Origin of the sequence: Neokomagataea tanensis, from assembly GCF_006542335.1 — a bacterium.
Classification (GTDB): Bacteria; Pseudomonadota; Alphaproteobacteria; order Acetobacterales; family Acetobacteraceae; genus Gluconobacter; species Gluconobacter tanensis.
In genome coordinates, this window is the sequence record NZ_CP032485.1 from 1,953,280 (window position 1) to 1,976,494 (window position 23,215).

The 23,215-nt window shown below is 53.2% G+C and carries 23 protein-coding genes; 13 read left to right on the plus strand and 10 right to left on the minus strand.

The window, feature by feature from the left end:
• The first annotated feature begins 84 nt into the window (after positions 1 to 84).
• Complete coding sequence (gene gspG / locus D5366_RS08875; protein ID WP_141493166.1) at positions 85 to 528, plus strand: type II secretion system major pseudopilin GspG; 444 nt, start codon at positions 85 to 87, stop codon at positions 526 to 528.
• A gap of 66 nt (positions 529 to 594) precedes the next feature.
• Here the strand turns inward: gspG and gspD are convergent, their stop codons facing one another.
• The 4 genes from gspD to D5366_RS08895 all read right to left on the minus strand — a co-directional run bounded on the left by gspD (position 595) and on the right by D5366_RS08895 (position 5,581).
• Entirely contained in the window at positions 595 to 2,946 is a 2,352-nt protein-coding gene (gene gspD / locus D5366_RS08880) for a type II secretion system secretin GspD (RefSeq protein ID WP_141493167.1), read from the minus strand.
• Positions 2,947 to 2,952: 6 nt separating this feature from the next.
• Positions 2,953 to 3,597, minus strand: coding sequence for a type II secretion system protein GspM (gene gspM, locus D5366_RS08885; protein ID WP_141493168.1), 645 nt, complete (start codon positions 3,595 to 3,597; stop codon positions 2,953 to 2,955).
• On the minus strand, positions 3,594 to 4,622 hold the full coding sequence (locus D5366_RS08890; RefSeq protein WP_141493169.1) for a PilN domain-containing protein: 1,029 nt from the start codon (positions 4,620 to 4,622) through the stop codon (positions 3,594 to 3,596). Before D5366_RS08890 ends, gspM begins: the two co-directional genes overlap by 4 nt.
• Before the next feature lie 116 nt (positions 4,623 to 4,738).
• Positions 4,739 to 5,581 (minus strand): prepilin peptidase, encoded by an 843-nt coding sequence (locus tag D5366_RS08895; protein ID WP_141493170.1) that lies wholly within the window; start codon positions 5,579 to 5,581, stop codon positions 4,739 to 4,741.
• A gap of 56 nt (positions 5,582 to 5,637) precedes the next feature.
• Here D5366_RS08895 and D5366_RS08900 point away from each other — a divergent pair, with 56 nt between their 5' ends.
• The 5 genes from D5366_RS08900 to D5366_RS08920 are packed head-to-tail and all read left to right on the plus strand — an operon-like array spanning position 5,638 to position 10,070.
• Positions 5,638 to 7,338, plus strand: a complete 1,701-nt coding sequence (locus tag D5366_RS08900; protein WP_141493171.1) for a GspE/PulE family protein — start codon at positions 5,638 to 5,640, stop codon at positions 7,336 to 7,338.
• A 20-nt stretch (positions 7,339 to 7,358) separates the two neighbouring features.
• Positions 7,359 to 8,615: a type II secretion system F family protein gene (locus D5366_RS08905; RefSeq protein ID WP_170211072.1), complete on the plus strand. Its 1,257-nt coding sequence runs from the start codon at positions 7,359 to 7,361 to the stop codon at positions 8,613 to 8,615.
• 11 nt (positions 8,616 to 8,626) lie between these two features.
• Positions 8,627 to 9,073 (plus strand): GspH/FimT family pseudopilin, encoded by a 447-nt coding sequence (locus D5366_RS08910; RefSeq protein ID WP_141493172.1) that lies wholly within the window; start codon positions 8,627 to 8,629, stop codon positions 9,071 to 9,073.
• Complete coding sequence (locus D5366_RS08915) at positions 9,070 to 9,468, plus strand: prepilin-type N-terminal cleavage/methylation domain-containing protein (protein ID WP_141493173.1); 399 nt, start codon at positions 9,070 to 9,072, stop codon at positions 9,466 to 9,468. Before D5366_RS08910 ends, D5366_RS08915 begins: the two co-directional genes overlap by 4 nt.
• Positions 9,465 to 10,070 carry a prepilin-type N-terminal cleavage/methylation domain-containing protein gene (locus D5366_RS08920; RefSeq protein WP_141493174.1) on the plus strand — a complete coding sequence of 202 codons (606 nt, stop codon included), beginning with the start codon at positions 9,465 to 9,467 and terminating at the stop codon, positions 10,068 to 10,070. Before D5366_RS08915 ends, D5366_RS08920 begins: the two co-directional genes overlap by 4 nt.
• Here the strand turns inward: D5366_RS08920 and D5366_RS08925 are convergent.
• The 3 genes from D5366_RS08925 to D5366_RS08935 are packed head-to-tail and all read right to left on the minus strand — an operon-like array spanning position 10,067 to position 12,249.
• Positions 10,067 to 10,486: a hypothetical protein gene (locus D5366_RS08925; RefSeq protein WP_141493175.1), complete on the minus strand. Its 420-nt coding sequence runs from the start codon at positions 10,484 to 10,486 to the stop codon at positions 10,067 to 10,069. The two genes, D5366_RS08920 and D5366_RS08925, sit on opposite strands and share 4 nt — an antisense overlap.
• Positions 10,487 to 10,513: 27 nt before the next feature.
• The gene (locus D5366_RS08930) at positions 10,514 to 11,008 is read right to left on the minus strand and encodes a hypothetical protein (RefSeq protein WP_141493176.1); all 495 of its coding nucleotides are present in this window, start codon (positions 11,006 to 11,008) and stop codon (positions 10,514 to 10,516) included.
• Positions 11,009 to 11,010: 2 nt separating this feature from the next.
• A complete protein-coding gene (locus tag D5366_RS08935; RefSeq protein WP_205839579.1) occupies positions 11,011 to 12,249 on the minus strand; it encodes an aminopeptidase in 1,239 nt (412 codons plus the stop codon).
• Positions 12,250 to 12,400: 151 nt separating this feature from the next.
• On the opposite strand from D5366_RS08935, the gene D5366_RS08940 reads away from it, so the two are divergent.
• On the plus strand, positions 12,401 to 12,967 hold the full coding sequence (locus D5366_RS08940) for a glycosyltransferase family 2 protein (RefSeq protein ID WP_240775230.1): 567 nt from the start codon (positions 12,401 to 12,403) through the stop codon (positions 12,965 to 12,967).
• 14 nt (positions 12,968 to 12,981) lie between these two features.
• Positions 12,982 to 13,215: a hypothetical protein gene (locus D5366_RS12035; protein WP_240775231.1), complete on the plus strand. Its 234-nt coding sequence runs from the start codon at positions 12,982 to 12,984 to the stop codon at positions 13,213 to 13,215.
• 9 nt (positions 13,216 to 13,224) lie between these two features.
• Here the strand turns inward: D5366_RS12035 and D5366_RS08945 are convergent, their stop codons facing one another.
• From D5366_RS08945 to D5366_RS08955, 3 genes are all read right to left on the minus strand, one after another.
• The gene (locus tag D5366_RS08945; RefSeq protein WP_141493178.1) at positions 13,225 to 13,497 is read right to left on the minus strand and encodes a hypothetical protein; all 273 of its coding nucleotides are present in this window, start codon (positions 13,495 to 13,497) and stop codon (positions 13,225 to 13,227) included.
• 160 nt (positions 13,498 to 13,657) lie between these two features.
• Positions 13,658 to 14,737 (minus strand): histidinol-phosphate transaminase, encoded by a 1,080-nt coding sequence (hisC, locus tag D5366_RS08950; RefSeq protein ID WP_141493179.1) that lies wholly within the window; start codon positions 14,735 to 14,737, stop codon positions 13,658 to 13,660.
• Positions 14,738 to 14,752: 15 nt separating this feature from the next.
• Entirely contained in the window at positions 14,753 to 15,253 is a 501-nt protein-coding gene (locus D5366_RS08955) for an ankyrin repeat domain-containing protein (protein ID WP_141493180.1), read from the minus strand.
• Between the two features lie 342 nt (positions 15,254 to 15,595).
• Between D5366_RS08955 and tkt the strand changes: the two genes are divergently transcribed.
• Genes tkt through pgl form a run of 5 tightly spaced genes read left to right on the plus strand, consistent with a single transcriptional unit; the run spans position 15,596 to position 23,203 of the window.
• Positions 15,596 to 17,659 (plus strand): transketolase, encoded by a 2,064-nt coding sequence (gene tkt / locus D5366_RS08960; RefSeq protein WP_141493181.1) that lies wholly within the window; start codon positions 15,596 to 15,598, stop codon positions 17,657 to 17,659.
• Positions 17,660 to 17,700: 41 nt separating this feature from the next.
• The gene (locus tag D5366_RS08965) at positions 17,701 to 20,571 is read left to right on the plus strand and encodes a bifunctional transaldolase/phosoglucose isomerase (RefSeq protein WP_141493182.1); all 2,871 of its coding nucleotides are present in this window, start codon (positions 17,701 to 17,703) and stop codon (positions 20,569 to 20,571) included.
• 4 nt (positions 20,572 to 20,575) lie between these two features.
• The gene (gene gnd / locus D5366_RS08970; RefSeq protein WP_141493183.1) at positions 20,576 to 21,574 is read left to right on the plus strand and encodes a phosphogluconate dehydrogenase (NAD(+)-dependent, decarboxylating); all 999 of its coding nucleotides are present in this window, start codon (positions 20,576 to 20,578) and stop codon (positions 21,572 to 21,574) included.
• Positions 21,575 to 21,611: 37 nt separating this feature from the next.
• Entirely contained in the window at positions 21,612 to 22,472 is an 861-nt protein-coding gene (locus D5366_RS08975) for a Cof-type HAD-IIB family hydrolase (protein WP_141493184.1), read from the plus strand.
• A complete protein-coding gene (gene pgl / locus D5366_RS08980; RefSeq protein ID WP_141493185.1) occupies positions 22,469 to 23,203 on the plus strand; it encodes a 6-phosphogluconolactonase in 735 nt (244 codons plus the stop codon). The genes D5366_RS08975 and pgl overlap by 4 nt, the downstream gene beginning before the upstream one ends.
• Positions 23,204 to 23,215 lie beyond the last annotated feature (12 nt).

Below are 23,215 nucleotides of genomic sequence, written 5' to 3' on the forward strand. Positions count from 1 at the left end.
TGAATGTCTTATTAGATACGCAGCTTACACTACGAACAATATTTAGAGTGTAGCCTTTTGGTGGCATAAAAGGAAAGGTTAGTCATGAAATTGCTTACAGATCGTTTCAAAGACGACGCACGTAATGATGAGGGTTTCACGCTATTAGAAATTCTCGTTGTGCTGGCAATTTTAGGACTTTTAGTGGGTTTGGTTGCTCCCGCTGCGCTGCGCCAATTGGGCAATGCCCGGGTCTCTGTAGCAAAGCAGTCAATCGCCCGAATTGGTTCCGTGCTAGATATGTACAAGTTGGACACAGGCTCATATCCATCAACAGAAGATGGTCTTGACGCTTTGGTACATAGACCGGGTACATCCGAAGGATGGAACGGGCCTTATTTGAAAGAGAGCAACGCGCCTTTAGACCCTTGGAATCATCCTTATGTTTACAGGGCACCATCAGAGCGTGAGGGTAAAGAATATGACCTTTGCTCGCGTGGCCCAAATGGTAGCGCAGGCGGTGAAAGCGCTTTGATCTGCAACCAATAATTCGTTTTAAAACGGTACTGACGACTAGCGAAAAGCACAGGGAGCATCGTCCCTGTGCTTTTTTTGTTAATCGTGCAGGCCAATGGCTTTGAGTACACGATGTTGCGGGTCAGCTGATCCGCTCATCGGGGTATGGTTCAGATCATCTGGTGTAATAGCTGCGTGTGAGAGATGTTCGCGCAAATCGGTCGTAAGGGATAGCGCTTCACCTTGGCTATGAATGACATGCGGCGTGATAAGCACCAAGAGCTCCGTCCGCGTCCGCGTGTTGTTTTGTGTTCCGCCGAGGAAACCGAGAATAGGTATATCTTTAAGCCATGGAATACCTTGGTTGCCACGTTCGGAGCGGTCAGAGATCAGGCCCGCAAGCCCTACCGTTTGACCATCTGCAATAACAACACGTGAAGTCACTTGGCGTTGAGAGAATGTCGGGCTGTTGATTGAGCCGCTACCGGTGGATGTCGTACTCGAAGCTACGGAGCTCACTTGTTGAGAAACATCCAGCGTCACCAAGCCACCATTACTGACATGCGGAGTGACTTGGAGAATAACGCCCGTAGGCTGGTAATTGATGGAGTTTGTGACCGTAGAATTAGTCGTCAAAACACCAGTCGTGGACCCCGTAAGATAGGGCACCATATCACCAACCATAAGAGAGGCTGGCTGATTGTCGACAACCATCAGTTCAGGCGATGACAAAACGCGCACTGATGTTACGGCTTGGAGCGCGTTGATCACGAAAGGTGCGCCGCCGCTGGCTGAGCCGCCAAGGACGAAGCCAGGAAAGGAGCTGGACAAGGCCGATGAAACAAGGCTTGACGTACCAAGAGATTGGGTCGCGTTGCTCAAGACGCCGTTTACGCCCCCTGACTTGAAGAAAAACTGCGTACCGTATTGCAGGTTGTCGTTGAGGGTGACTTCAGCAACGGTTGCATCCACGCGGACCTGAAGCGGCATGATGTCCACCTTACGGAGCATCGCCGTAATCGCATCATTCTCTTCCGGTGTGGAATAAACGAGTATGGCGTTGTTCTGTAAATCGGGAATAATACGGACGCGCGAGCTATCGTTGCTGCTGCTTCCGCTACTATTGCCTAGGCCGCCCAGTAGTGGGTTATTGGAGAGGCTGTCTGACTGATTGTTTGAGCCGTTATTTCCATTCTGGCTGTTAGGGTCGTTATTGTTGCCTGTATTCCCGCCTTGGCCGAGTAGGGAATTGCCCGTATTTGTACTCTGTTGCGTATTTCCAAGGCCTAAGGATGAATTGTTCGAACTGTTATTTGAAAATGAACTGTTCGGCACGCTCATCTTGGTGGAAGGCGTCGCGGTAACATGGTCTGGTGTAAATGCTTGCTGAAGCAAATAGGCGACGTCATTGGCGCGACCATTTTGCAAGTAGTACACATTCCAGCGCCGAACAGAACGGCGTCTTTGGACTTCAATGGTGTTAAAGGCACGGCGCGCATTGTCAATGAAGCGCGGATTAGAGGCAATAACCATAACGGCCTCAGCGCGAGGCATGGCGATGACCTGAATACGGTCAGTGAAAGCCTGCCCTTTTTTCGTTGCCAGTGCCGCTTGCAAAGCCTGTGAAAGCTCCTGTGCGCTTCCGCTTTCCGTTGGGAACATTGCATAGGACTGACCGGCCAATATGTCTGTATCGAAGGTCTGAACCATGTCTATGAGGGAGGCGCGGGTTGCGGGGTCGCCAGAGACGGCAACCGCGTTTCCACCGGGTGCTGCAACGAGGTGACCATTGCTGTGCAAGATAGGTTGCAGCGCTTTAACGAGGCTTTCGGCAGAGGTGTACCTTAGGGGGATAATGGTTCCACCTTGGTCGTCCCCCCCACCGCCCGGTGCGCCGGGAATATTGGCCCCCATTCCGTTGGCCGCTGAAGATGAGTTTGAGACAACGCGGTAAAGACCATTTTCATAGATCAAAGTAGCACCGGCCCCGGCCAATGCGGAACGAAAAACGCTTAAAACCTGATCGTGACGCAACGGGCGTGTTGTTCTCATGGTGACAGTCCCGCGCACTGCCGGGTCCACCATATAGTTTACGCCTAAAACGGAACCTAAAATTTGATCGGTGGCTGAACGAATATCTGTGTCAGCAAAGTTCAGGGAAATATTGCCGTCGCTACGGACACTATCTGCATCAGGGCTATTGAGAGCGGAGGCACGCCCGTAACTCACAATCCCGCCGCGAGCTGTGGGTGTAGGCTCAATCGGGCCGTCAATACGCGGGGAAGCCGTCTGACCGTAAGCCCCCGGTGCGATGGGGATTGGGCTTGGATGTCTTTGTGTTTCTGTGCATCCGCCGAGAAGTGCCGTCAGTGAAAATGCTGAAAGAGTGCCTGTGCGCAAAAGAGCGCGAACATTTGGCTCAGAGACGCGAAGGTTCGGAAATAAAATCACGCGGCGTTACCAATTCTGAGGATGAGATGATGGGGAAGAAGGACGAGTTGTCTTGTCGGGGCTACGGAGCGCCACAATCAGCAGGGATACGTCAACGGACTGGCCGTGTATGGCAGCATCATCGGGCATGATGCCATTTGTCGTTGAAATTTGGAGGTCTTCAGTAAGAAGGTGAGGAGTTTGTGTTTGTTGAAGGCTAGCAAGGAATTGGACAGTCGTCGCCCAAGGGGCCGTAAACGCGATGCGTAAAGCTACAGTTTGGAATTGCCCTTTTCGTGGCAGGGTAAGAGGTTCCTGACTGGTCAACGGCAAGCTTAGAGCATCTGACAATGTATGCACAGTTTCTTGTAGTTGTGCTGATGCCAAGTCATCGGATGGCGCTCTGAGCAGCGGAGTGGCTTGCATCATTTGCGTATCGGCCTGTTGGGCACGCTTTTCGAGACGCGGAATAGTGCTGATCAAGTGCTGTGTGCGGGCCAGAATGGCGCGCTGTGCAGTGAGGGTGTCTTGGGTATTTTGATACGTGCTGATAAGCGTTTTGACGATCAAAACCCCAAAAACAAAACACAGGAATGCGAGAAGCACTGCATAGACCCGACCGCGTTTTCCGGTGGGCAGGTTTGGATGATGAGATGTCGTTGAAAATGTCATGGCGCGGCCTGACTTGCGGATTGCCGTGGGGTTTCTGTAGCGGTGGCACTCAATGAAAAGAGATCCGCTTGATGATTATCCGAACGGACGACCGGTCCGGAGAAAGAAACATCAGAGAAATTTCCAGTCTGGCGTAAAGTCACGATAAGGCGCGCAGCTTCTTTGGATTGCCCTTCAAGGGAGAGCTGCCGCCCTTTTAAGCGCAATGTAGTGAGGTAAGTATCATCCGGTAGCGCATCTGTCAGGTTTTGGAGCGTGACGAGGGGTATCCCATTGTGTTTCTCCTCTTGGAGGACAGCTAAAGGGCCGAGCTGCGTCAACAAAATGCTATGCTGCAATGCCTCCGCATGAGCGCGCCCACTATCCAAAGAGGAGAGGGCGTTGTTAACGCGGAAGAGTTGTATCTCTTGGAAGGCAAAAGGGGCTAAGGCCAAGGCTGCTATCAGAAGGTACAAAAATTTTCGTTGTGGCTTACGTAGTGCCTGCGGGGCAGTAAGAGGAAGTGTAAAATGTCCGCCTCCAGCTCGGAGAGATGAACGCAAATGCGTTGCGGAAAGACCAGCTTGTGACAGTTTCTCTAATGCAGCTTCGAAAGTTTTTTTTGAGGCTATTAAAAGGTCAAAAGCAATAAAGCCAGTTGGTGCGGGTTGAGGGGTATTGTCCAGCGACCATACGATACTTTCGGGCTGAAAGGGTGTGAGTCGATCAAGATCGTAATGGACCGCGTTTACGGGGTTGGAGCGTGCTGCATCGGGGAGTGTTATGCGCCTTTTAAGGATGCTGCCTGCGGGAAGGTCTAGTACGATGCGAGGGGCACGGCTCCAAATTCGGATACGTTTTGCAGGACGTTTGACCTGTAATTCACCGAGAGGCAGGGCCAATGAACCATCAGCTGATACATTAAAAACAGTTTCATTTTGCTGTGTTTGTAAAAAATGAGGCAAACATTCCGATAGGCGTTCACGCCACCACTGTAAAAAAACCGGCAGCATAGGAAAGCTATTGATCGTCCGAGAGCCGGTCATCTGCCTGTAATACTCCTATGCGCTAGGTAGTACCTAATGCGCTGAATGAAACAATATATTTGAAAACCACAGCTTAGTGATTTTGATAGTTTTGTCTTTCCGGCGCAAGTCGGTTCTTACAAGCTATGAGGAGATATTAGGTATATCAGCCAGATTGAAAGAGCCAAAGCTGGACCAAAAGGAATGGCTTGGGACCAAGACGCGTGACGTTGGTACAAATGACGGGCAACAACGTGTAGAATTCCCAGTATAGCGGCGCAGAAAATGGTGGCGGGTAGGGCGTTGAGGCCAAGCCAAGCTCCTCCCGCAGCAACCAGTTTAATATCTCCAGCGCCAAGCCCAGTACGGCCCCTAACGTGCTTGTAGAGCTTAGCCAACGCCGTAAGAAAGCCCCAGCCTAGCAGGCAGCCTGCAAGGCGTTCCGTAAGAATATCTCCGTAGATATGAAAGTTGTCAGCGGTAGCGAGTTCCAGCCACAGGCCATTCGCCAACCCCGCGAGGAGGAGTGGTAGAGTTAAAATATCTGGCAGACGAAAATGACGAATATCAATCCATATGAGGGCCAGCAACACCCACCCTAACAAGCAGCTCCAAGCGAGGTAGGCATAAGAGTATAATGGGGAATAGGTCCAGAAGGAGGCGACTGCGACGAATGCAGGAACGATAGGCGCAGCAAGCTCTATGTGCAGATGGAATGGTGCGATTTTTGCTTTACAATTCTGACAGCGCCCCTTTTGGTATAGATAAGAAAAGACTGGTATCATTTCCCACGGTCGCAGTGGTTTCAAGCACGTTTCGCACTCAGAACGTACGACCATGAAGGGCTGACTAAGAGGAATTCGGCGGATTAAAACACCAAGAAAACTACCGATAATCGGGGATAGAATTAAGAACACTAATGTAGGCTCTACCAACAGAAATATAGCGTAATGGTCTGTTGGAAGAGAAAAGATGCTCATATACTTTACCCTGCCGTACGAGACTAACTGCGGCAAGTATGAAAGATGCTCTGATAATGAATGATGCCGCTCTTTTTGAAACCAGCAATGATTTAGGACACTGGCTGGTTCAGAGCAGTGTGTGTGATCCGCGCGTCGTTGAGCGTGGCAAAGCTGTCGCTCAGGAAAGTAGTCAGGGGCTAGCCGCTGTCATGCTTCAACTTGGTCTGGTCACGGAGGCTGACTTGGCTGAGACATATGCTGCTATGCTTGGTAGGCCTCTCGTTCCAGCCAACGCACTTGAAGCGCTTGAAGAGCCATTTTGCGGAGAATTATTAAGCAGCCGTTTCATGCGTCAGGCACGCGTTGTTCCCGTCTATGATGATGGAGTTGTGCTGCATCTGGTCATGGCGGACCCGTTAGATGATTTCACGGCGGATGCCATCAGTCTTGCCGCGGGGCGGGAGGTGTGCCGTGAAGCGGGGCGCTTATCGGACATAGATGCTGCTTTAAACCGCCTATACCCCGAAGAAGACACAGAGCCAGCTGACGATGAAAAGTCTGCGTCCGATGATTTGGCAGAGGATGATACCGATCGCCTGAAAGATCTTGCGAGTGAGGCGCCCGTCATTCGGCTCGTAAACCAAATCATTTTTAGGGCTGTTGAGAATAAAGCTTCGGATATTCACATCGAGCCAGATGAAAACCGCTTAGTGGTGCGCTACCGCTATGATGGTGTTTTGCATGAAGCTGAAAGCTTGAGTCCGCGTATGACCGCGGCCTTAACTTCACGCATCAAAATCATGGCACGTTTGGATATTGCAGAGCGCCGTCTGCCGCAGGATGGTCGTATTAAACTGGCGGTACGCGGGCATGAGGTGGACTTCCGTGTGTCAACCGTGCCGGGCTTGCATGGAGAAATTGTCGTGCTGCGTGTGTTGGATCGTACAGCAGTACGTTTCGATTATACCAAGCTGGGCCTGTCTGGGACAATCATTGACGCCTTCAAAAATGCCTTGGACATGCCAAACGGCATTGTGCTGGTCACCGGGCCTACTGGTAGCGGTAAAACGACGACATTGTACACGGGGCTATCTGGTCTTAACGCCACCGAGCGTAATGTCATGACGGTCGAAGATCCGATTGAGTATCAGCTGAGCGGTATTAACCAGCTACAGGTCAAACCCGCAATCGGTTTGAATTTTTCCAGCTTACTTCGGGCTATTTTGCGTCAGGATCCGGATGTGATCATGGTGGGTGAAATCCGTGATCTGGAGACGGCACAGATAGCGGTACAAGCTGCACTGACAGGGCATTTAGTGCTGTCTACCTTACATACGAACTCTGCCGCTGCAGCCGTTACTCGATTGCGCGACATGGGGTTGGAAGACTACCTCCTAACGGCAGTTTTGCGCGGTGTTTTGGCGCAACGTCTTGTACGCCGTTTGTGTACTTCGTGCCGTAAACCTGCGCCGATGATGCCGGAGTTGGCAGAGCGTCTGGGGTTGGAAACGCATTCTGGGCATACTTTGTGGCAGGCGACAGGTTGCCCTGAGTGCCGTCACACCGGGCATCGTGGGCGGTTGGCAATTGCGGAATATCTCAATCCATCAAAGGCTGTAACGCGGCTTATCCTAGCGGGAGCAGATCATGTGGAGATTGAGGCTGCCGCCATGGAAGAAGGGATGGAAACAATGTTTCGCGCTGGTTTAATGGCTGCTCTTCAAGGTGAAACAACCCTTGAAGAGGTAAGTCGTGCGGTTGGTTCTGAAAGCTGAATGCTTTGGGGGTAAGTGAAGTGTCCCAAAGCAACGCATCAGACATGCCGGGCAGTGTGTGGCATTACCGAGCCGTTAACTCTGAAGGTGTTGTTGTAACGGGGGAGCGCACTGCGGCTGATGAAGCTCAGGTATTGGCTTTTCTGCGCCAAAAGAAAATGATGGCACTTGAGGTCCGTCCCGCGTCAAAAATGGGGTTGAATAGCACCGGTTCCTCTTGGTTCAGCGTGCTGCGTAAGGCACGTTTTCGACAAAGTGAGATCGCTGATTTTACGCGTAAACTCGCGACAATGCTCGGGGCTGGTCTTGACCTAGATCGGGCTTTAAAATTTTTGGGTGAAACAGCGCCGTCTGACAAAATACGAACTCTCATAACGGGTTTGCGTGACCGTGTGCGTGACGGGGCGTCTTTTGCTGACTCGTTAGAAAATGCGGGGGGAGTTTTCTCGCGTTTATACGTTGGGCTAGTGCGAGCGGGTGAGGCTGGGGGTGCTTTATACGACGCGCTTGAACGCTTGGCGGATTTGCTGGAGCGTGAGCGTAAACTCACAACGACCATTCAGTCTGCTATGATTTACCCTACCGTGTTGCTTGTGGCTTCTACTGGCTCAGTTGCGCTGCTTTTAACGCATGTCCTGCCTCAATTCGTTCCGCTCTTCGAAGAAAATGGCGTAGCGCTGCCGGTAATGACACGCATCGTCATAGCCGCCGGTGATCTTTTAACGCATTGGGGCGCGGTTATTCTGCTGATGATTATTGCAGCAGTACTAGGTGCACGGACGCTCCTGAAGCGCCCTGAAATACGGTTGCGCGTTGATTATGCTCTTTTAAAGGGCCCAATCATCGGAACGCTGCTTCGAAACGTCATGGCAGCCCAGTTGACACGCACACTTGGAACGCTGCTGCACAACGGTGTCCCGCTTGTTGGGGCGCTTCGCATTGTTGGCGGAGTAGTGGGTAATCGCGCTGGTGCTCAGGCGTTGGTTAAAGCCACAAGTGCGGTCAGAGAGGGAGGAAGCCTCGCCCTTTCGTTAGAGAAAGACGCGCTTTACCCGCAGGAGATGACGCATTTTTTGCGTGTAGGAGAAGAAACAGCGCAACTGGCATCTATCGCTCTCAGGGCAGCCGATGTGCATGAGGAAGCTGTGCGGGTAACTGTTCAACGCCTGCTCGCCGTGCTTGTGCCTGCAATTACGATCATAATGGGTTTGGTCGTGGCGGCCATCGTGTCAGCACTGCTCCTTGCTATGCTCAGCCTCAACGATCTGGCGCATTAGGGGCTGTGCTGATGACTTTGGAAACACGAAAGGAGCGTGACGCAGGCTTTACCTTGCTAGAAATGATGGTCGTTTTAGTTATTGCGGGCCTTCTTATAGGGCTTGTGCTGACACGCGGTCCTTTGCGCAATGATGCGATGACATTTTCTGATGGGCAGTTACGCATTTTGTCAGCGCTGCAAGCGGCACGGAGAGAGGCCGTTTTACACGGTAAGGACGTGACGTTCGAATTGGATACGCGCACTCACATCGTGTCCGTGACAGACGGTGCCTTTGCGGTAACATCTGATTTGCGGACACCTGTCCAAATTCGTGACGAGCAAAATAAGCCGATAATAACAGCACGCTTTTTTGCGGATGGAAGCGCGCAAGAAGCGTCTTTTCTTTTGCGTTATGGTCGTTATGCGGCACGCGTGACGTTAAGTGCGCTGACCGGCCGCATTCAGGTGCAGAATTGAACGACGAAGCGAAAAAAGACCAAGGCTTCACGCTTTTAGAAGTCATTGTGGCGTTAATGATTGCTGCATTGGCTCTTGCTGCAATGATGGGCGCTTTGTCAGCAGGTCTGTCGGGTGAGGGCAGGGCCGTGGATCAGCTTCAGGCCGTCTCATTGGCACGTTCAGAACTCGCTGCAGAGGCCGCTTTGCCTCATTTAACGCCCGGTGAGCGCAGTGTTACGTTGATGCGGGGTTTCCAGAGCAAAATTGAGACAAGGCAGGTCGCGAAAGGCCACGCCGCGGGTGGCCGTGTTTTAGCTCTTTATCAGATTGACGTGAGGGTTGAATGGGGCAGCGCCGGGCATGGAGTGGCACTTTCCGAACGTTTGGTCCGGGATGCGGTGGAAGCGCCATGACCGAACCTGCACACCCCGATTCAGGTTTCACCCTGCTCGAAATTATGGTCGTTCTGGTTGTGTTTGGCTTGTTGTCTTTAGCGCTTTGGACGGGGATTGGCGTCGGGACACGGGGCTGGCGCAGCGGGGAGCAACTCTCCGTATCGGTGCAGCAGGCGCAAGATACTGAAGATGTGCTGCGCCGTGTCTTGACGCGTGCAGATATCAGCGATGAGGGAGGTGCCCCATCGCTAACCGGGGAAGGAGATCGTTTGCGGGCGGTAAGCTGGTTGGCGCAAGGGGGTGGTTACGCGCACGAAGCAGAAATAGGATTAGGGGTGAATGCCAAAAAACAACTTGTATTGCGCTGGCGCACATATGTGCGGACCCGCTGCCCAAGACCAGATGAAGCGTATCAAGAAGAAATCTTGATAAGCGGGCTTCAGGGGGTGGATTTTTCTTATTTCGGAATGGCGGATGGTAGCATGGGGTGGCATAAATCTTGGTCGAGTACGAGCTTGCCGCAACTCGTACGTGTCCATTTTCATTTTATAAAAGCTGGTCAGCGTTGGCCGGATATTCTTATACACCCGCTTTTATCCGGTAACGCTGAGCCGTCTTAGAGTGTTTGTGCTCTGCCTTTAAGGGTGGTTGCGATGTGCTCTTCTGTTCCTACTAATACGCAGGCGACCGGGTGTGATTGGTCCCGCACAAACATAACGAGCAGCGATGGGGCGCTTGCAAATAAATCGCTTTCAAGCGTTACGAGGGGAGCAAAATTTTGTTCCTCGCTCGCGCTTTGTGCCGCATGGGCAAGCAAACGCTGCACAGCCTTTTCAAGCGGTGGCAGAACCAAAGCCGAGCCATTCTCAACGTCCGCCGCATGAGATGTTAAAAGCTCCTCCCAGCCTGGCCGCGTGATGAAAGCGGGGATGCCATCAGCGGGTGTTTCGCGCTCAGCACGCACGATTAATCCGCTGGTTGCTAGGCCCACGATATCAAGCGCAGGCAATTTAGCAGGATCAAGTTTGAAAAACATGGAGTGGTCTTTTGTAGCGCTGGGTGTTCAGTGCTGCATGCCATTCATGGCTTGCATAATGGCACTCGTTTGGATCGGGTGATTTTGTATCGCTGTGAGGTTTTGAGCAGCAGGCTGTGGGATGTTGGGAGGTAAATGGTGCTGGCTAGCCGCAATGGTCATGTTGAAGGCCGACATTCCCAGAATAAAGCTTTCGACGGTAAAACCGTGGCTTTGGAGGAGGGTTGGCAATTGTGGGACTTGGGCCGTCCGGTCAATGACATCGTTCAAGCTAGCGCCACGTGTGTTAGGCGGCTGGATGTTAGCAGCTTGTAGCGCATTTAGCGTATCAGCAGCGTGTGTAAAAAAGGTTTCCGGCAAAACATAGGCTGCTACGCGCTGTGCGTCGGCCAAAGTTTGTGCCGAAGGAGCGGAGCTCGCGGTGGCTTGGGGCGTCCCCATCATGTCACCTGCGCTTTGAGCGCAGGCAGGAGTGATTGAAGCCAAAGCCAAAAGGCTGAGTAGAGCGAAGCGTTTATGCATGATCAGACCCATTCACCAGCACGCATCAGGGGCGTACGCTCGCCGTTCTTAATGCCATCAACGTCAATTTTGTCGGAGCCGATCATCCAATCAATGTGAATGAGTGAGTCATTCGCACCGCGCGCGATTAGCTCTTCGGTGCTCTGTCCTTCAGGGTCTGTCAGGCATTTTGTGTAGGCTTGCCCGAGGGCAATATGGCTTGAGGCGTTTTCATCAAAGAGCGTATTGCAGTAAAGGATGTTGCTTGCAGAAATAGGCGATGAGTGCGGTACCAGCGCGACCTCACCAATCCGGCTCGCACCTTCATCCGTGTCAAGAATACGCTTGAGCACGTCTTCACCCTTGCTTGCTGTTGCTTCCACAATGCGACCCGCTTCGAAGCGGACGGCAATGTTGTCAATAAGCGTGCCTTGGTGAAAGAGCGGTTTGGTGCTGCAGACATAGCCTTCAACGCGAGCGCAATGCGGCGTTGTAAAAATTTCCTCGGTGGGAATGTTGGGATTGCAGACCACACCGTTCCCGGCCAGCTCCGCGCCGCCTGCCCAGAGGTGGCCATCGGCCAAACCAACCGTTAGGTCAGTGCCGGGCCCCGTAAAGTGCAGGGCATCAAAGCGCGCAGTGTTCATGTACTCGGCGCGTGTGTTCAGCCGTGCATTGTGTGCTTTCCACTCAGCGACCGGGTCTTCTCTATCAACGCGGGAAGATGCAAAAATACCTTGCCACAGCGCTTCAAGAGCCTCATCGGCCGGAAGCTCCGGGAATACCTGCGCGGCCCAAGCTGGCGTTGCACATGCAATAATGTTCCAGTTCACAGCAAACTGGGTAATGAGTTCCATGGCGGGACGATTGGCGGCTGAATTGGCACGATTGGCGCGTGCAATGCGCTCAGGGTTTTGGCCCGCCAGCAGGGTTGGGTTAGCCCCGGTAATTGCCAAGCGCGCAGCCCCTTCACGGAATGCCCGGGCGATACCGTCTGCCATCCAAGTTGGTGCTGTGTCGAAAGCGTCGTCATGCGCGTGCACGTAACGTGCGAGTGTCGTTTCGTCATCAGCGTAGAATGTTGTTACGAGCGATGCACCTGCGCGATAGGCATGTTCTGTAACGCGGCGGACAAGAGCCACAGCATCAAGAGGTGCAGTGATGACAAGTTGTTGCCCGGGCTGGATGTTTAGACCAACACGTACGGAGGTTTCACCCAACCGATCCAAGAGTTGTTCATGGGTAAAAGAATGCGTCGTCACGTCCAGACCTCTAGGCAATACATTAAAATACTCTTTCTATGGTGGTCTTTGGATGACGGAAGTGCAAGAGGAGAAAATCTTGTGCAGGTTGGAGCTTTTTGTATGGTTTCGCCTTAAGGATACGCAGAAGAATTTGAAAAAGGACGTCACGATGCAGCCTGGATTACATTTCTATGCTGATGGAGATCAGATGGAGATGGGCCAAAAGCCTTTCGATGTGGCGGTGGTGATGCCGAGTTTGCTGCGTCCTTCGCTTTTTCATGCTTTGCACTCTATTTTTGCGCAAAAATTCCCGGCGGGGCAGCAAAAGCGTATTCAAATTATGATTGGGGTTGATTGCCTCAATAACGATCATGCCAATGAGTTACTCGCGCGTGCGTGTGCAGAGCGCCCGTCCAATTGCGTCGTTTCGGTATTGTGGCCGGGCTATTCGACATCCCAAAGGCATGGTGGATTTGGACGTGCGCGGGACGGCGGTGTACTACGCTCCGTGCTTAGCCAACTCGCCAATGCCCCTCGGATTGCTTATTTGGACGATGATAATTGGTGGGCGCCCGAGCATCTGGCCTCTATGCTTGAGGCAATAGAGGGCCATGACTGGGCATGGTCTGGCCGGCATTTTGTCCATCCGAAAACGTTACGGCCCATCTGCGAAGATTTGTGGGAGTCTGTTGGTCCCGGCGGGGGGTATTCCGCGAGCGGTTCGGTGGGTTTGTAGACCCTAACTGCCTAATGCTCGACCGGACACGTGTTCCTGAAGTGCTGGATTTGTGGAACCAGCCTCTGCAAGGGGACGAAACATGCATGACGGCAGATAGAACTGTGTTCAATGCATTGCGTAGCCGGGCAGGTAGGCCCACGGGCCAGTATACGGCGTTTTATGTTTTAACCGAAACAGATGGCATGCAGCCGTTCCGGTTGCAGTGCATGGGCGATGCGTGGCTGGCGGCCGGGCGCATCGCTTAGACCATGCTTTTACATTGAGCGGATTGTCTCACGGCGCGGGCGGCGTGGACGCTGCGCTTCTGTGCCCTTATTGGCTGCGCGCGTGGCTTTGTCCCGTGCGGCGGCGCGTAATTCGCTTTCCAGCTCACGAATACGGCGCTGAATGCTCTCTTTCAGGGCCGGGGAAGTGTGCGACTTCATCGTCGCCAGTGTTTCTTTAAGATCGCGCAACTGCTTTTCTTTTTCAGCGGTGTTGCGGCGAATGGGTTGGTTGTCGGACATTTGTCCGTGGAATGAACGCATGGTCTTGGTCTTTCTACACGTAACGTCGGAGAACGCGTTTTTTCGTCAGCTTTCGGCTGACGAAACGGCGGACTACAAACAGGACAGCCTGAGAAACAGGCGATCCAAAGCAGCCTCCGAAGGGGGTCATGATCGCTTGAGGGCTAAATAGCCCATGAGTTCACGATTGTGGCTGGAGTAAGTCTTTCAGCGTGTCCGTTAGGCGGGTGCTGTCCTCATCCGTGCCAATCGTGATGCGTAGCCAGTCCCGGATACGCGGGGTTGAAAGGTGCCTTACCAGAATAGCTCGCTCCCGCAATTGGGCAGCAAGTGTACCGGCTGGGTGCGCCGAGTGGCGTACAAGAATGAAATTGGCACAAGATGGCAGAACTTGGAAGCCGAGATTTTCAAGCGCCGGAATGAGGGAGTCTCGCGTGTTTTGGACACGGTTCGTGATGTTTTTTAGCCAAGCCTGATCTTCGAGTGCGGCTATGGCTCCTGCCTGCGATGTACGAGACAAAGGGTAGGAATTAAAGCTGTCTTTAACGCGATTGAGGCCTTCGATCAGTTCGGCAGAACCGATAGCGAAGCCGACCCGTAGGCCAGCGAGCGCGTAAGATTTAGAGAGAGTTTGCACAACCAAGAGGTTGTCGAGGGTTTTCGTAAGTGGGATTGCGCTTTCCGCACCAAAATCGACATAGGCCTCGTCGATTACGACCACCCGGTTGGGGTGTCGGCGTGCTAAAGATTCGATCTCGTCAAGGGAAAGGCTTAGACCTGTATTTGCGTTGGGGTTTGCAACGATGATGCCGCCGCAGTCACGTTCCTCTTGTGTATCGTAGGCTGTAATATCGATCCGGAAATCGGGCGTAAGCGGGAACTCCCGCGACTGCTGGCGGAAAAGTCCACAAAAAACAGGATAGAAGCCGTAAGTCACGTCCGAGAAAAAGAGCGGGGCGTCATCATGGAACAAGCCGCGGAAAACATGAGCCAAAACCTCATCGGACCCATTACCGACAAACACGTTATCCGGGCTTGTGTCGTGCAATTTCGCTATTGTGGCGCGCAAATCGGATGCAAGCGGGTCAGGATATAGTCGCAGGTCGTCAGTCGCAGCAGCACAGACGGCCTCTTTGGCACGCGGGCTGGGACCATAGGGCGATTCGTTTGTATTGAGCTTCAATAGATTAGAAATGCGGGGCTGTTCACCCGGGATATAAGGGTGCAGGTCATGGACCTGAGCGTTCCAAAAGCGGCTCATGTGATAGACTTTAAATTAATGTGTTGTATCGGAGAACAAGGCCGACAAGCCTTGCTTATCGGCCATTTCACGTACTGAAATTCCGTCCGCGTCGCGCGTATCGGGCGACGCGCCGTGTTCAATCAGGCAACGGGCCATGTCTTCGCGGCCAAACATAATGGCAAACATGAGCGGGGTACGGCCTGCTTGGTTGGCATGATCAATCGTTGCACCGTGCTCCAAGAGGAGTCGGGCGATTGAAATAAAGCCCTTGAAAGCAACCCCTGAGAGGGCAGTTGCGCCCTTGAGGTCCACAAAATCAGGTGCAGCGCCGCCTTCCAGCAAAAGGCGTACAGCTTCTTCGTGGCCGTTATAGGCGGCTACGATTAGGGCCGTGTACCCACGGCTATCGGCGGCATCAATGGTCATGCCAGCGGTGAGGAACTGGCTCAACAGGTCCAGATCGCCCGAGCGGGCGGCTTCGATGAAGAGCGCAATGATCTGTTCTGGTGAGAATTGGATCTGAGGGGCGGTCATAGAGCTGTTTCATACAGGTAAGCAAAAAGAAAACCGTGCGGACGCTCGGCACAAGATGAATCCTAGCGGGTTCCGGGCGTGGGTGCAAAGAGTGTATTTGAGAACTGAAGCAATGACATATGTCGCCTCTAAAGGCGCGTTAGATACAATGCAGGAATGAATTTTTTGCAAGGATAGCGTTTAAATGGCAGTTTTGGGGTGCACGAATGCGTGCTTCACGAAAAGGCGAACAGCTGAACCATTGCCTTTCCTGTCATATCGCGCCATCCCAGAGAGGACGAAAACGCGGGGCGTATGACATAGTGTCCCTTCAGCGTTTCATGAGCCGGAGATTCAGTACCGATGAGCACTCTTTCCCAACTCGGTATCAATACGATCCGCACCCTTTCCATGGATGGTGTTGAGCGCGCCAATTCCGGTCACCCCGGAACGGCAATGGCAATGGCACCAGCCATGTATGCAGTGTGGCAGCATGATCTAAATTTCGACCCGGCAGACCCGCTATGGCCAGCACGTGACCGCTTTGTGTTGTCCATCGGGCATGCTTCGATGCTTCTTTACTCGACGCTGCATTTGACCGGCGTAAAAGATATTGAAGACGGGAAGGTCGTGGACCGCCCAGCTCTGACGGTAGAAGACCTTTCACAGTTCCGTCAGTTGAACTCACGTACGCCGGGCCACCCCGAATATCGCTTCACATCAGGTGTTGAAACAACAACAGGCCCACTTGGGCAGGGTTGTGGTAACTCCGTCGGTATGGCCATGGCAGAGAAATGGCTGGCAGCGACCTATAACCGCCCCGGTTACGAACTGTTCAACTATCACGTCACAGTTTTCTGTGGTGATGGTGACATGATGGAAGGTGTCGCGTCAGAAGCGGCGTCAACTGCGGGTCACCTTGGTCTGGGCAACCTGACATGGGTTTATGACTCGAACCAGATTTCCATCGAGGGTTCTACGGATCTTGCGCTGACGGAAAACGTCGCTGATCGCTTCAAGGCTTATGGCTGGCACGTTCAGGTACTGGACGATGGCAATGATGTCGACGCAATTTTGGCTGGACTAAAGGCTGCACGCGCAGTCAAGGATCGCCCCAGCATGATCGTCCTGAAGACGGTCATTGGCTATGGCGCACCCAAAAAAGCTGGCACAGCTTCGGCTCATGGTGAGCCGCTCGGCGTTGCAGAGATTAAGGGTGCCAAAGCAGCTTATGGCTGGCCAGAAGATGCGCCTGACTTCTTCGTCCCAGAAGGTGTGCGGGAGCACTTTGCTGAGGGTATTGGCAAGCGCGGTGCTGCTGCCAGCGCTGAGTGGCGCGCCCTCTTTGCAAAGTACAAAGCAGAATTTCCAAAAGAAGCTGCTGAAATTGAATTAATCCTGAGTGGTGGTTTGCCAGAAGGCTGGGACAAAGACATCCCGGTTTATCCTGCAGATGCAAAAGGCGTTGCATCACGCGCAAGCTCTGGTCAGGTGCTGAACGCTGTCGCAAAGAACCTGCCATGGCTTGTTGGCGGCTCCGCTGACCTTTCGCCTTCGACCAAAACGGATATCAAGGGCGAAGGCTCGTTCCAGCCAGAAAAATGGGGTGGCAGCTATGCTGGCCGCAACCTGCATTTCGGTGTACGCGAACATGCAATGGGCTCCATCTGTAATGGTATCGCGCTTTCCGGTATCCGTACTTATGGCTCCGGCTTCCTGATCTTCTCGGATTACATGAAGGCTCCGATCCGCTTGTCTGCGATCATGGAGCTGCCCGTTCTTTACATCTTCACCCATGACTCAATTGGTGTCGGTGAAGACGGACCAACCCATCAGCCTATCGAACAACTGGCCCAGCTGCGTGCGACGCCAGAAGTGATGACTATCCGCCCATCGGATGCCAATGAAGTGGCTGAGGCATGGCGCACATTGATCCCGCTGAATCACAAGCCAGCGGTATTGATCCTCAGCCGTCAAAACCTGCCCACGTTGGACCGCACGAAATATGCGCCAGCTTCGGGCTTGGCGAAAGGGGCGTACGTCCTTGCAAGCTGTGAAGGCAAGCCAGACGTCATTCTGATGGCATCAGGTTCAGAAGTTTCCCTTGTTGTTGATGCTTATGAAAAGCTCACGGCTGAGGGTATCAAAGCTCGTGTCGTTTCAGTCCCAAGCTTTGATTTGTTTGAAGCGCAAGACCAAGCTTACCGTGACGAGGTCCTACCACCAGACGTCATCGGTCGCGTTGCTGTCGAGCAGGCCTCTGCCTTCGGTTGGGACCGGTACACGGGTATTGGCGGTGCTATCATCGCTATGCACGGTTTCGGTGCTTCGGCCCCGGCTGCGTTGCTGCAAAAGAAGTTCGGCTTCACGCCGGAAGCAGTTTACGAAGCAGGTAAGGCACAAGCCGCGCGCAGCACGGCTAAGTAAGTATTGCGGATATAATCTACGAAGACACATGGAGAGAAACAGTGGGTGACACGATCTCAAAAACACCGGGTGCTAGCGTAGCCAACGTGTTGCAGGGGCTGGCCGAATACGGCCAGTCCCCGTGGCTAGACTTCATTCAGCGCAGCTTCACAGAAGCGGGCAGCCTGAAGAAGCTCGTTGACGAAGATGGTTTGCGGGGGGTGACCTCTAACCCTGCAATCTTTGAAAAAGCGATCGGTTCCGGTACGGAATACGATCCGCAGATCCGCTCCTTGCTAAAAGAGGGCGCTCTGTCTCCAGGCGACCTTTACGAAACGCTCGCGATTGACGACATTCGTGCCGCCTGTGCAGAGTTGCGTCCAGTTTTTGATGAGACAAAAGGCCTTGACGGTTATGTCAGCCTTGAGGTTTCACCTTACCTGGCCTTCGATACGGAAGGCACGATTGCAGAAGCGCGTCGTCTGTGGAAAACAGTCGACCGCGAAAACCTGATGATTAAAATTCCAGGTACTGCAGAAGGTGCAAAGGCTGTTCGTGAAGCCATCGCAGACGGCATCAACGTAAACGTAACGCTCCTGTTCTCTCTGGATGCTTACAAGGCTGTTCTTGAGGCGTATATTTCGGGCCTTGAGGAGCGCGCTGCCAAGGGTGAAGAAATTTCACGCATAGCCAGTGTTGCTTCGTTCTTCGTCAGCCGTATTGATGGCAAGATCGATGGCGAAATTGACCGTCGCGTAGCAGCTGGAGATAAAGACGCAGAGACTCTAAAATCTCTGCGCGGCAAGGTAGCAATTGCTAACGCAAAACTTGCCTATCAGTACTATCTGGACATCAAAGCAAGCGACCGTTGGAAGGCACTTGCTTCCAAGAGTGCTCAGCCGCAACGTTTGCTTTGGGCTAGCACCGGTACCAAAGACAAAGCCTATTCCGATGTTCTTTATGTAGAAGAGCTGATCGGTCCAGAGACAGTTAACACCATTCCGCCAGCAACCTTCGACGCGTTTCGTGATCACGGTAAGCTTCGTGCAAGCTTGACAGAAAACGTTGAAGAAGCACGCCATGTACTGGCCGAGGCTGAGCGTCTTTCACTGGATCTGGCTGGCGTTACTGACAAGCTTGTTAAAGATGGCTGCTCAGCTTTCAGTGCTTCTTTTGATACGCTGCTTGGCGCTGTTGCCGAAAAACGAGAGATCGTACTCGGTCAACGCCTTTTACAATTCAGCGCAGACCTGCCAGCAGAACTTCGTGACGACGTAGCGGCGCTGGAAAACTCTTGGAACCAAGACGGTAAAGTCCGTCGTGTCTGGGAAAAAGACGCCTCTGTTTGGACGGGCGGCCCAGAAGGAAGCTGGTTGAACTGGCTTGATATTGTTCAAGAACGCCTAAAAAATGTTTCTGAACTTGAAGCCCTTGCAAACGACGTTAAGTCCCGTGGTTTTAGTGACATCTTACTGTTGGGTATGGGCGGTTCGAGCCTTGGCCCAGAAGTGTTGGGCGCGACCTTCGGTCAAGCTGTTGGTTGGCCAAAACTGCACGTGCTCGACAGCACAGACCCGCAGCAGGTCAAAACATTCGAGCAGTCTGTCGACCTGAAAAAAACACTTTTCATTGTCGCTAGCAAATCAGGCGGCACGCTTGAGCCGAACATTCTCTTCGCACATTTCTGGGATGTCGCAGAGAAAGCATTGGGCAAGGCTCCGGGTGAACATTTCATCGCCATCACGGACCCTGGTTCGAAGATGCAGAGCGTGGCTGAAGAGCACAAGTTCTGGCACATCTTCTACGGTGACGCGAAAATTGGCGGTCGCTTCTCGGTTCTGTCGAACTTCGGCCTCGTACCAGCAGCAGCAAGCGGTATTGATGTCCGTGAGTTTCTGACGAGCACCTTGCTGATGGTCGATAGCTGTGGTGCTTCCGCACCTGCTCAGGTTAACCCTGGTGTGCAGCTGGGCTTAATCCTCGGTGCGGCAGCTACATGCTATCGTCGTGATAAGGTGACGATCCTTGCTTCTGACGGTATCGAGACTGTTGGGGCCTGGCTTGAGCAGCTCATCGCAGAAAGCACGGGTAAAGAAGGCAAGGGCCTCATCCCCATTGACGAAGAAACACTCACGACGCCAGACCACTATGGCACCGACCGTGTTTTCGTTGACATTCTCCTCGGGGACGCCAAGCCGAACTCTCGTCTAGCCGCATTGCGTGAAGCAGGAGCCCCTGTCGTTACGTTGCGCCTCGGGGACGAAGTGCAACTTGGCCAGGCTTTCTTCGTGTTCGAATTTGCAACGGCTGTCGCAGGTTCGGTGCTGAGAATTGATCCTTTCGACCAGCCGGACGTAGAGTTCAGTAAGGTTGAAACGCGTAAGCTGACTTCTGCTTATGCAGAGACGGGCTCACTTCCAGCAGAGACGGCCTTTGCACAGGACGGGGCCTTCTCGTTTTACGCTGATGCCAAGAATACGGAAGCGCTTAAGGAATCCGACGTCGTTGAAATTTTGAAGGCGCATTTCGGCAGAGTTAGCGCAGGTGATTACGTTGGCCTGCTGGCTTATGTTGAGCGTGACAAAGAAACGCGTGAGTGGTTGCAAGCGCTCCGCCTCGAGGTGCGTGATGCCTTGAAGGTTGCAACAGCTGCTGAGTTCGGTCCACGCTTCCTGCACTCTACTGGCCAAGCGTATAAGGGTGGGCCAGACAGTGGTGTGTTCCTCCAAATTACTGCGGATGATGCAGCCGATATACCGGTTCCAGGCTATGGATTTACTTTCGGTGTTGTGAAGGCGGCTCAGGCGCGCGGTGATTTTGAGGTGCTTTCAAATCGTGGCCGTCGCGCATTGCGTGTTCACATCACCGGTTCGTTAGAAGAAGGGCTGAAAGCACTGTCTACGGCAGTTCGTTCAGCTATCAAGAAAGGCTAATCAGATGCGTATTGGGATTATTGGCCTTGGCCGTATGGGTGGGAACATAGCGGTTCGCCTGACGCGCCATGCCCATGATGTAGTAGCCTTTGACCGTTCAGCGGAAGCGACGTCGAAGATTGTCGACCGTGCGGAGAGTGGCCGCGCGGTTGGGGCTTCGAGTGTTGAGGACCTGACAGCGAAGCTGAAGGGCGACGAACGCCGTGTGGTGTGGGTTATGCTTCCAGCAGGCCCGATTACGGAGAGCTGCATTGAGCAGCTCGGCGGTCTTTTGACCGAAGGCGATATCATCATTGATGGTGGTAACTCGTACTACAAGGACGATCTGCGCCGTGCGAAAGCACTGGCGGAGAAGGGGATCTCCTACATTGACGTTGGTACATCCGGCGGTGTGTGGGGCCTCGAGCGCGGCTATTGTATGATGTATGGCGGTGAGAAATCTGCTGCTGATTACGTTGATCCGATCCTGGCTGCACTGGCACCGGGTAAGGGCGACGTGCCACGCACGCCGAACCGCGATGCAGAGGGCTTGGATCCACGCGCTGAGCAGGGCTACCTGCATTGCGGTCCAGCTGGATCAGGCCACTTTGTGAAGATGATCCATAACGGCATCGAATACGGCATGATGCAGGCCTTTGCTGAAGGCTTTGACGTGCTTAAGAGCAAGAACAGCCCTGTTCTTGCCGAAGGTGAGCGCTTTGATCTGAATGTTGCGGATATTGCTGAAGTCTGGCGCCGCGGCAGTGTTGTATCGTCGTGGTTGCTGGATCTGACGGCAGAGGCGCTCGCGAAGTCGGGCGATCTGGCCGAGTTCTCAGGGGAAGTCTCGGATTCCGGTGAAGGTCGCTGGTCGATCGAAGCCGCGATTGAGGAAGATGTTCCCGTGCCGGTCATGACGGCATCGCTGTTCACGCGTTTCCGCTCACGCAGTGGAAACAACTTCGCTGAGAAAATCATCTCCGCACAGCGCCTCGGCTTCGGCGGACACGTCGAACAAAAGTAAGAACATCGTTCATTCTTTCGGTCAGGAGTGTTGTGTAATGTCTATCGATCTTGATGCTATCCACGCTGAGCTTCCGCCGCCGGCGGAACATATTCGGCTCGTCGTATCAGACTTGGACGGGACACTCCTGACGCCGTTAAAAAGCGTGACGGAAGCGTCGCGCAAAATGGTGAAGCGTTTGCAGGAAGCGGGCGTTCCCCTTTGTCTTGCAAGCGCACGCCCACCAGCTGCCGTCATGCCCATCGTTAAGACGTTAGGCTTAACGGGGCCGTCAGCTGCGTTTAATGGTGGTGCTATTTTCCGTCCTGACGGGACGCTAGAAGTAAACCGTATTTTGGGCCCAGACGTGTTGAGCATCGTTTTAGATGTTTTACATGTGCACAAGGTCGAAACATGGTTTCTTCGCGGCTCGACATGGTTGGTTGAAGATGCGTCAACAGGTTTTGTGGCTCTGGACCGGCGTATGACAGGTTTGGAACCAACCGAAATTCCGTCCCTCCGCAATGAGCGCCACGACATTGGTAAGGTCGTAGGCGTCAGCAATGATTTTGGTCTCCTGCGGAGAATTGAGGCTGAACTCGGTGCAATGCTCAAGGGGGAGGCTAGTGTCCGGCGCTCTGCTGAGACTATGCTCGATATTACGCCTGCTCTTGCCAATAAAGGCGAAGGGCTGCGCCAGTTGGCCAAAGCCTGCGGAGTTGAGCCACACGAGGTTGCTTGCATTGGGGACGCACAGAATGATTTGTCCATGTTCTCCAAGGCAGGTTTGAGCATTGCTATGGGGCAGGCTGACGAGGAAATAGTTGCAGCCGCTCATTTTCAGACAGATACAAATGAGCGAGAAGGATGGGCTCAAGCTATTGAGCGCTTCATTTTGCCAAGGATACAAAAATCATGACAACCGACATCCGTAACGCTTCGCTTGAGACGTTAGCTGATTCGGAAGCTGTAGCTCTTCGCATGGCTGAATTGCTTGTTGAGGGTATTCAAGCTAAGGCTGACGGGCTGTATCGAGTAGCCTTGTCTGGCGGCTCTACTCCCAAACGTCTTTTTGAGCTTTTGGCATCAGACGCGTTTCGTAACCGTGTTGCGTGGGACCGTTTGCAAGTTTTCTACGGCGATGAGCGCCACGTAGAACTTGGCCATCCAGACGGAAACCAAACAGTTGCCCAGTCTGTTCTATTGCGCCATGTGCCGATCCCTGCCGAAAATATTTTTCCTATTCCCACGGGTGCGACCGTTACTGCCGATGCTGCGGTGTATGAAAAAGCACTTAAGGCGGCTTATGGTTCAGATGAGCTAGAAAAGGGGCGTCCACTTTTTGACTTGGTGATGCTCGGGCTTGGCACGGATGGTCATACGGCCTCTTTGTTTCCGGGACAGCCCGTTTTGCACGAAGTCAAAGCATGGGTTGGAACTGCAGCGCCAGAAACCGTGCCTTATGAGCGCGTTACTTTGACTTATCCAGCTATTGCATCAAGCGCATTGGTTGTTTTCCTAGTAACAGGCGCGTCAAAAATCGAAATGCTGGAGCGTCTGCGCGCCGGCGATCAAGAACTGCCATCCGCACGGGTGACGTCAGAAGGGCGTATCGTCATTCTGGCCGATCGTGCTGCTGCTGGCGCATAAGTAAGGGGCACG

Coding starts and splice junctions, on each gene's coding strand:
- D5366_RS08920 (WP_141493174.1), top strand. CDS start 9,465: ATGACCGAACCTGCACACCCCGATTCAGGTTTCACCCTGCTCGAAATT.
- D5366_RS08925 (WP_141493175.1), bottom strand. CDS start 10,486: ATGTTTTTCAAACTTGATCCTGCTAAATTGCCTGCGCTTGATATCGTG.
- D5366_RS08900 (WP_141493171.1), top strand. CDS start 5,638: ATGAATGATGCCGCTCTTTTTGAAACCAGCAATGATTTAGGACACTGG.
- D5366_RS08945 (WP_141493178.1), bottom strand. CDS start 13,497: ATGCGTTCATTCCACGGACAAATGTCCGACAACCAACCCATTCGCCGC.
- gnd (WP_141493183.1), top strand. CDS start 20,576: ATGCGTATTGGGATTATTGGCCTTGGCCGTATGGGTGGGAACATAGCG.
- D5366_RS08955 (WP_141493180.1), bottom strand. CDS start 15,253: ATGACCGCCCCTCAGATCCAATTCTCACCAGAACAGATCATTGCGCTC.
- D5366_RS08975 (WP_141493184.1), top strand. CDS start 21,612: ATGTCTATCGATCTTGATGCTATCCACGCTGAGCTTCCGCCGCCGGCG.
- tkt (WP_141493181.1), top strand. CDS start 15,596: ATGAGCACTCTTTCCCAACTCGGTATCAATACGATCCGCACCCTTTCC.
- gspM (WP_141493168.1), bottom strand. CDS start 3,597: ATGACATTTTCAACGACATCTCATCATCCAAACCTGCCCACCGGAAAA.
- D5366_RS12035 (WP_240775231.1), top strand. CDS start 12,982: ATGCTCGACCGGACACGTGTTCCTGAAGTGCTGGATTTGTGGAACCAG.
- D5366_RS08930 (WP_141493176.1), bottom strand. CDS start 11,008: ATGCATAAACGCTTCGCTCTACTCAGCCTTTTGGCTTTGGCTTCAATC.
- D5366_RS08895 (WP_141493170.1), bottom strand. CDS start 5,581: ATGAGCATCTTTTCTCTTCCAACAGACCATTACGCTATATTTCTGTTG.
- hisC (WP_141493179.1), bottom strand. CDS start 14,737: ATGAGCCGCTTTTGGAACGCTCAGGTCCATGACCTGCACCCTTATATC.
- D5366_RS08910 (WP_141493172.1), top strand. CDS start 8,627: ATGACTTTGGAAACACGAAAGGAGCGTGACGCAGGCTTTACCTTGCTA.
- D5366_RS08940 (WP_240775230.1), top strand. CDS start 12,401: ATGCAGCCTGGATTACATTTCTATGCTGATGGAGATCAGATGGAGATG.
- gspG (WP_141493166.1), top strand. CDS start 85: ATGAAATTGCTTACAGATCGTTTCAAAGACGACGCACGTAATGATGAG.
- D5366_RS08890 (WP_141493169.1), bottom strand. CDS start 4,622: ATGACCGGCTCTCGGACGATCAATAGCTTTCCTATGCTGCCGGTTTTT.
- pgl (WP_141493185.1), top strand. CDS start 22,469: ATGACAACCGACATCCGTAACGCTTCGCTTGAGACGTTAGCTGATTCG.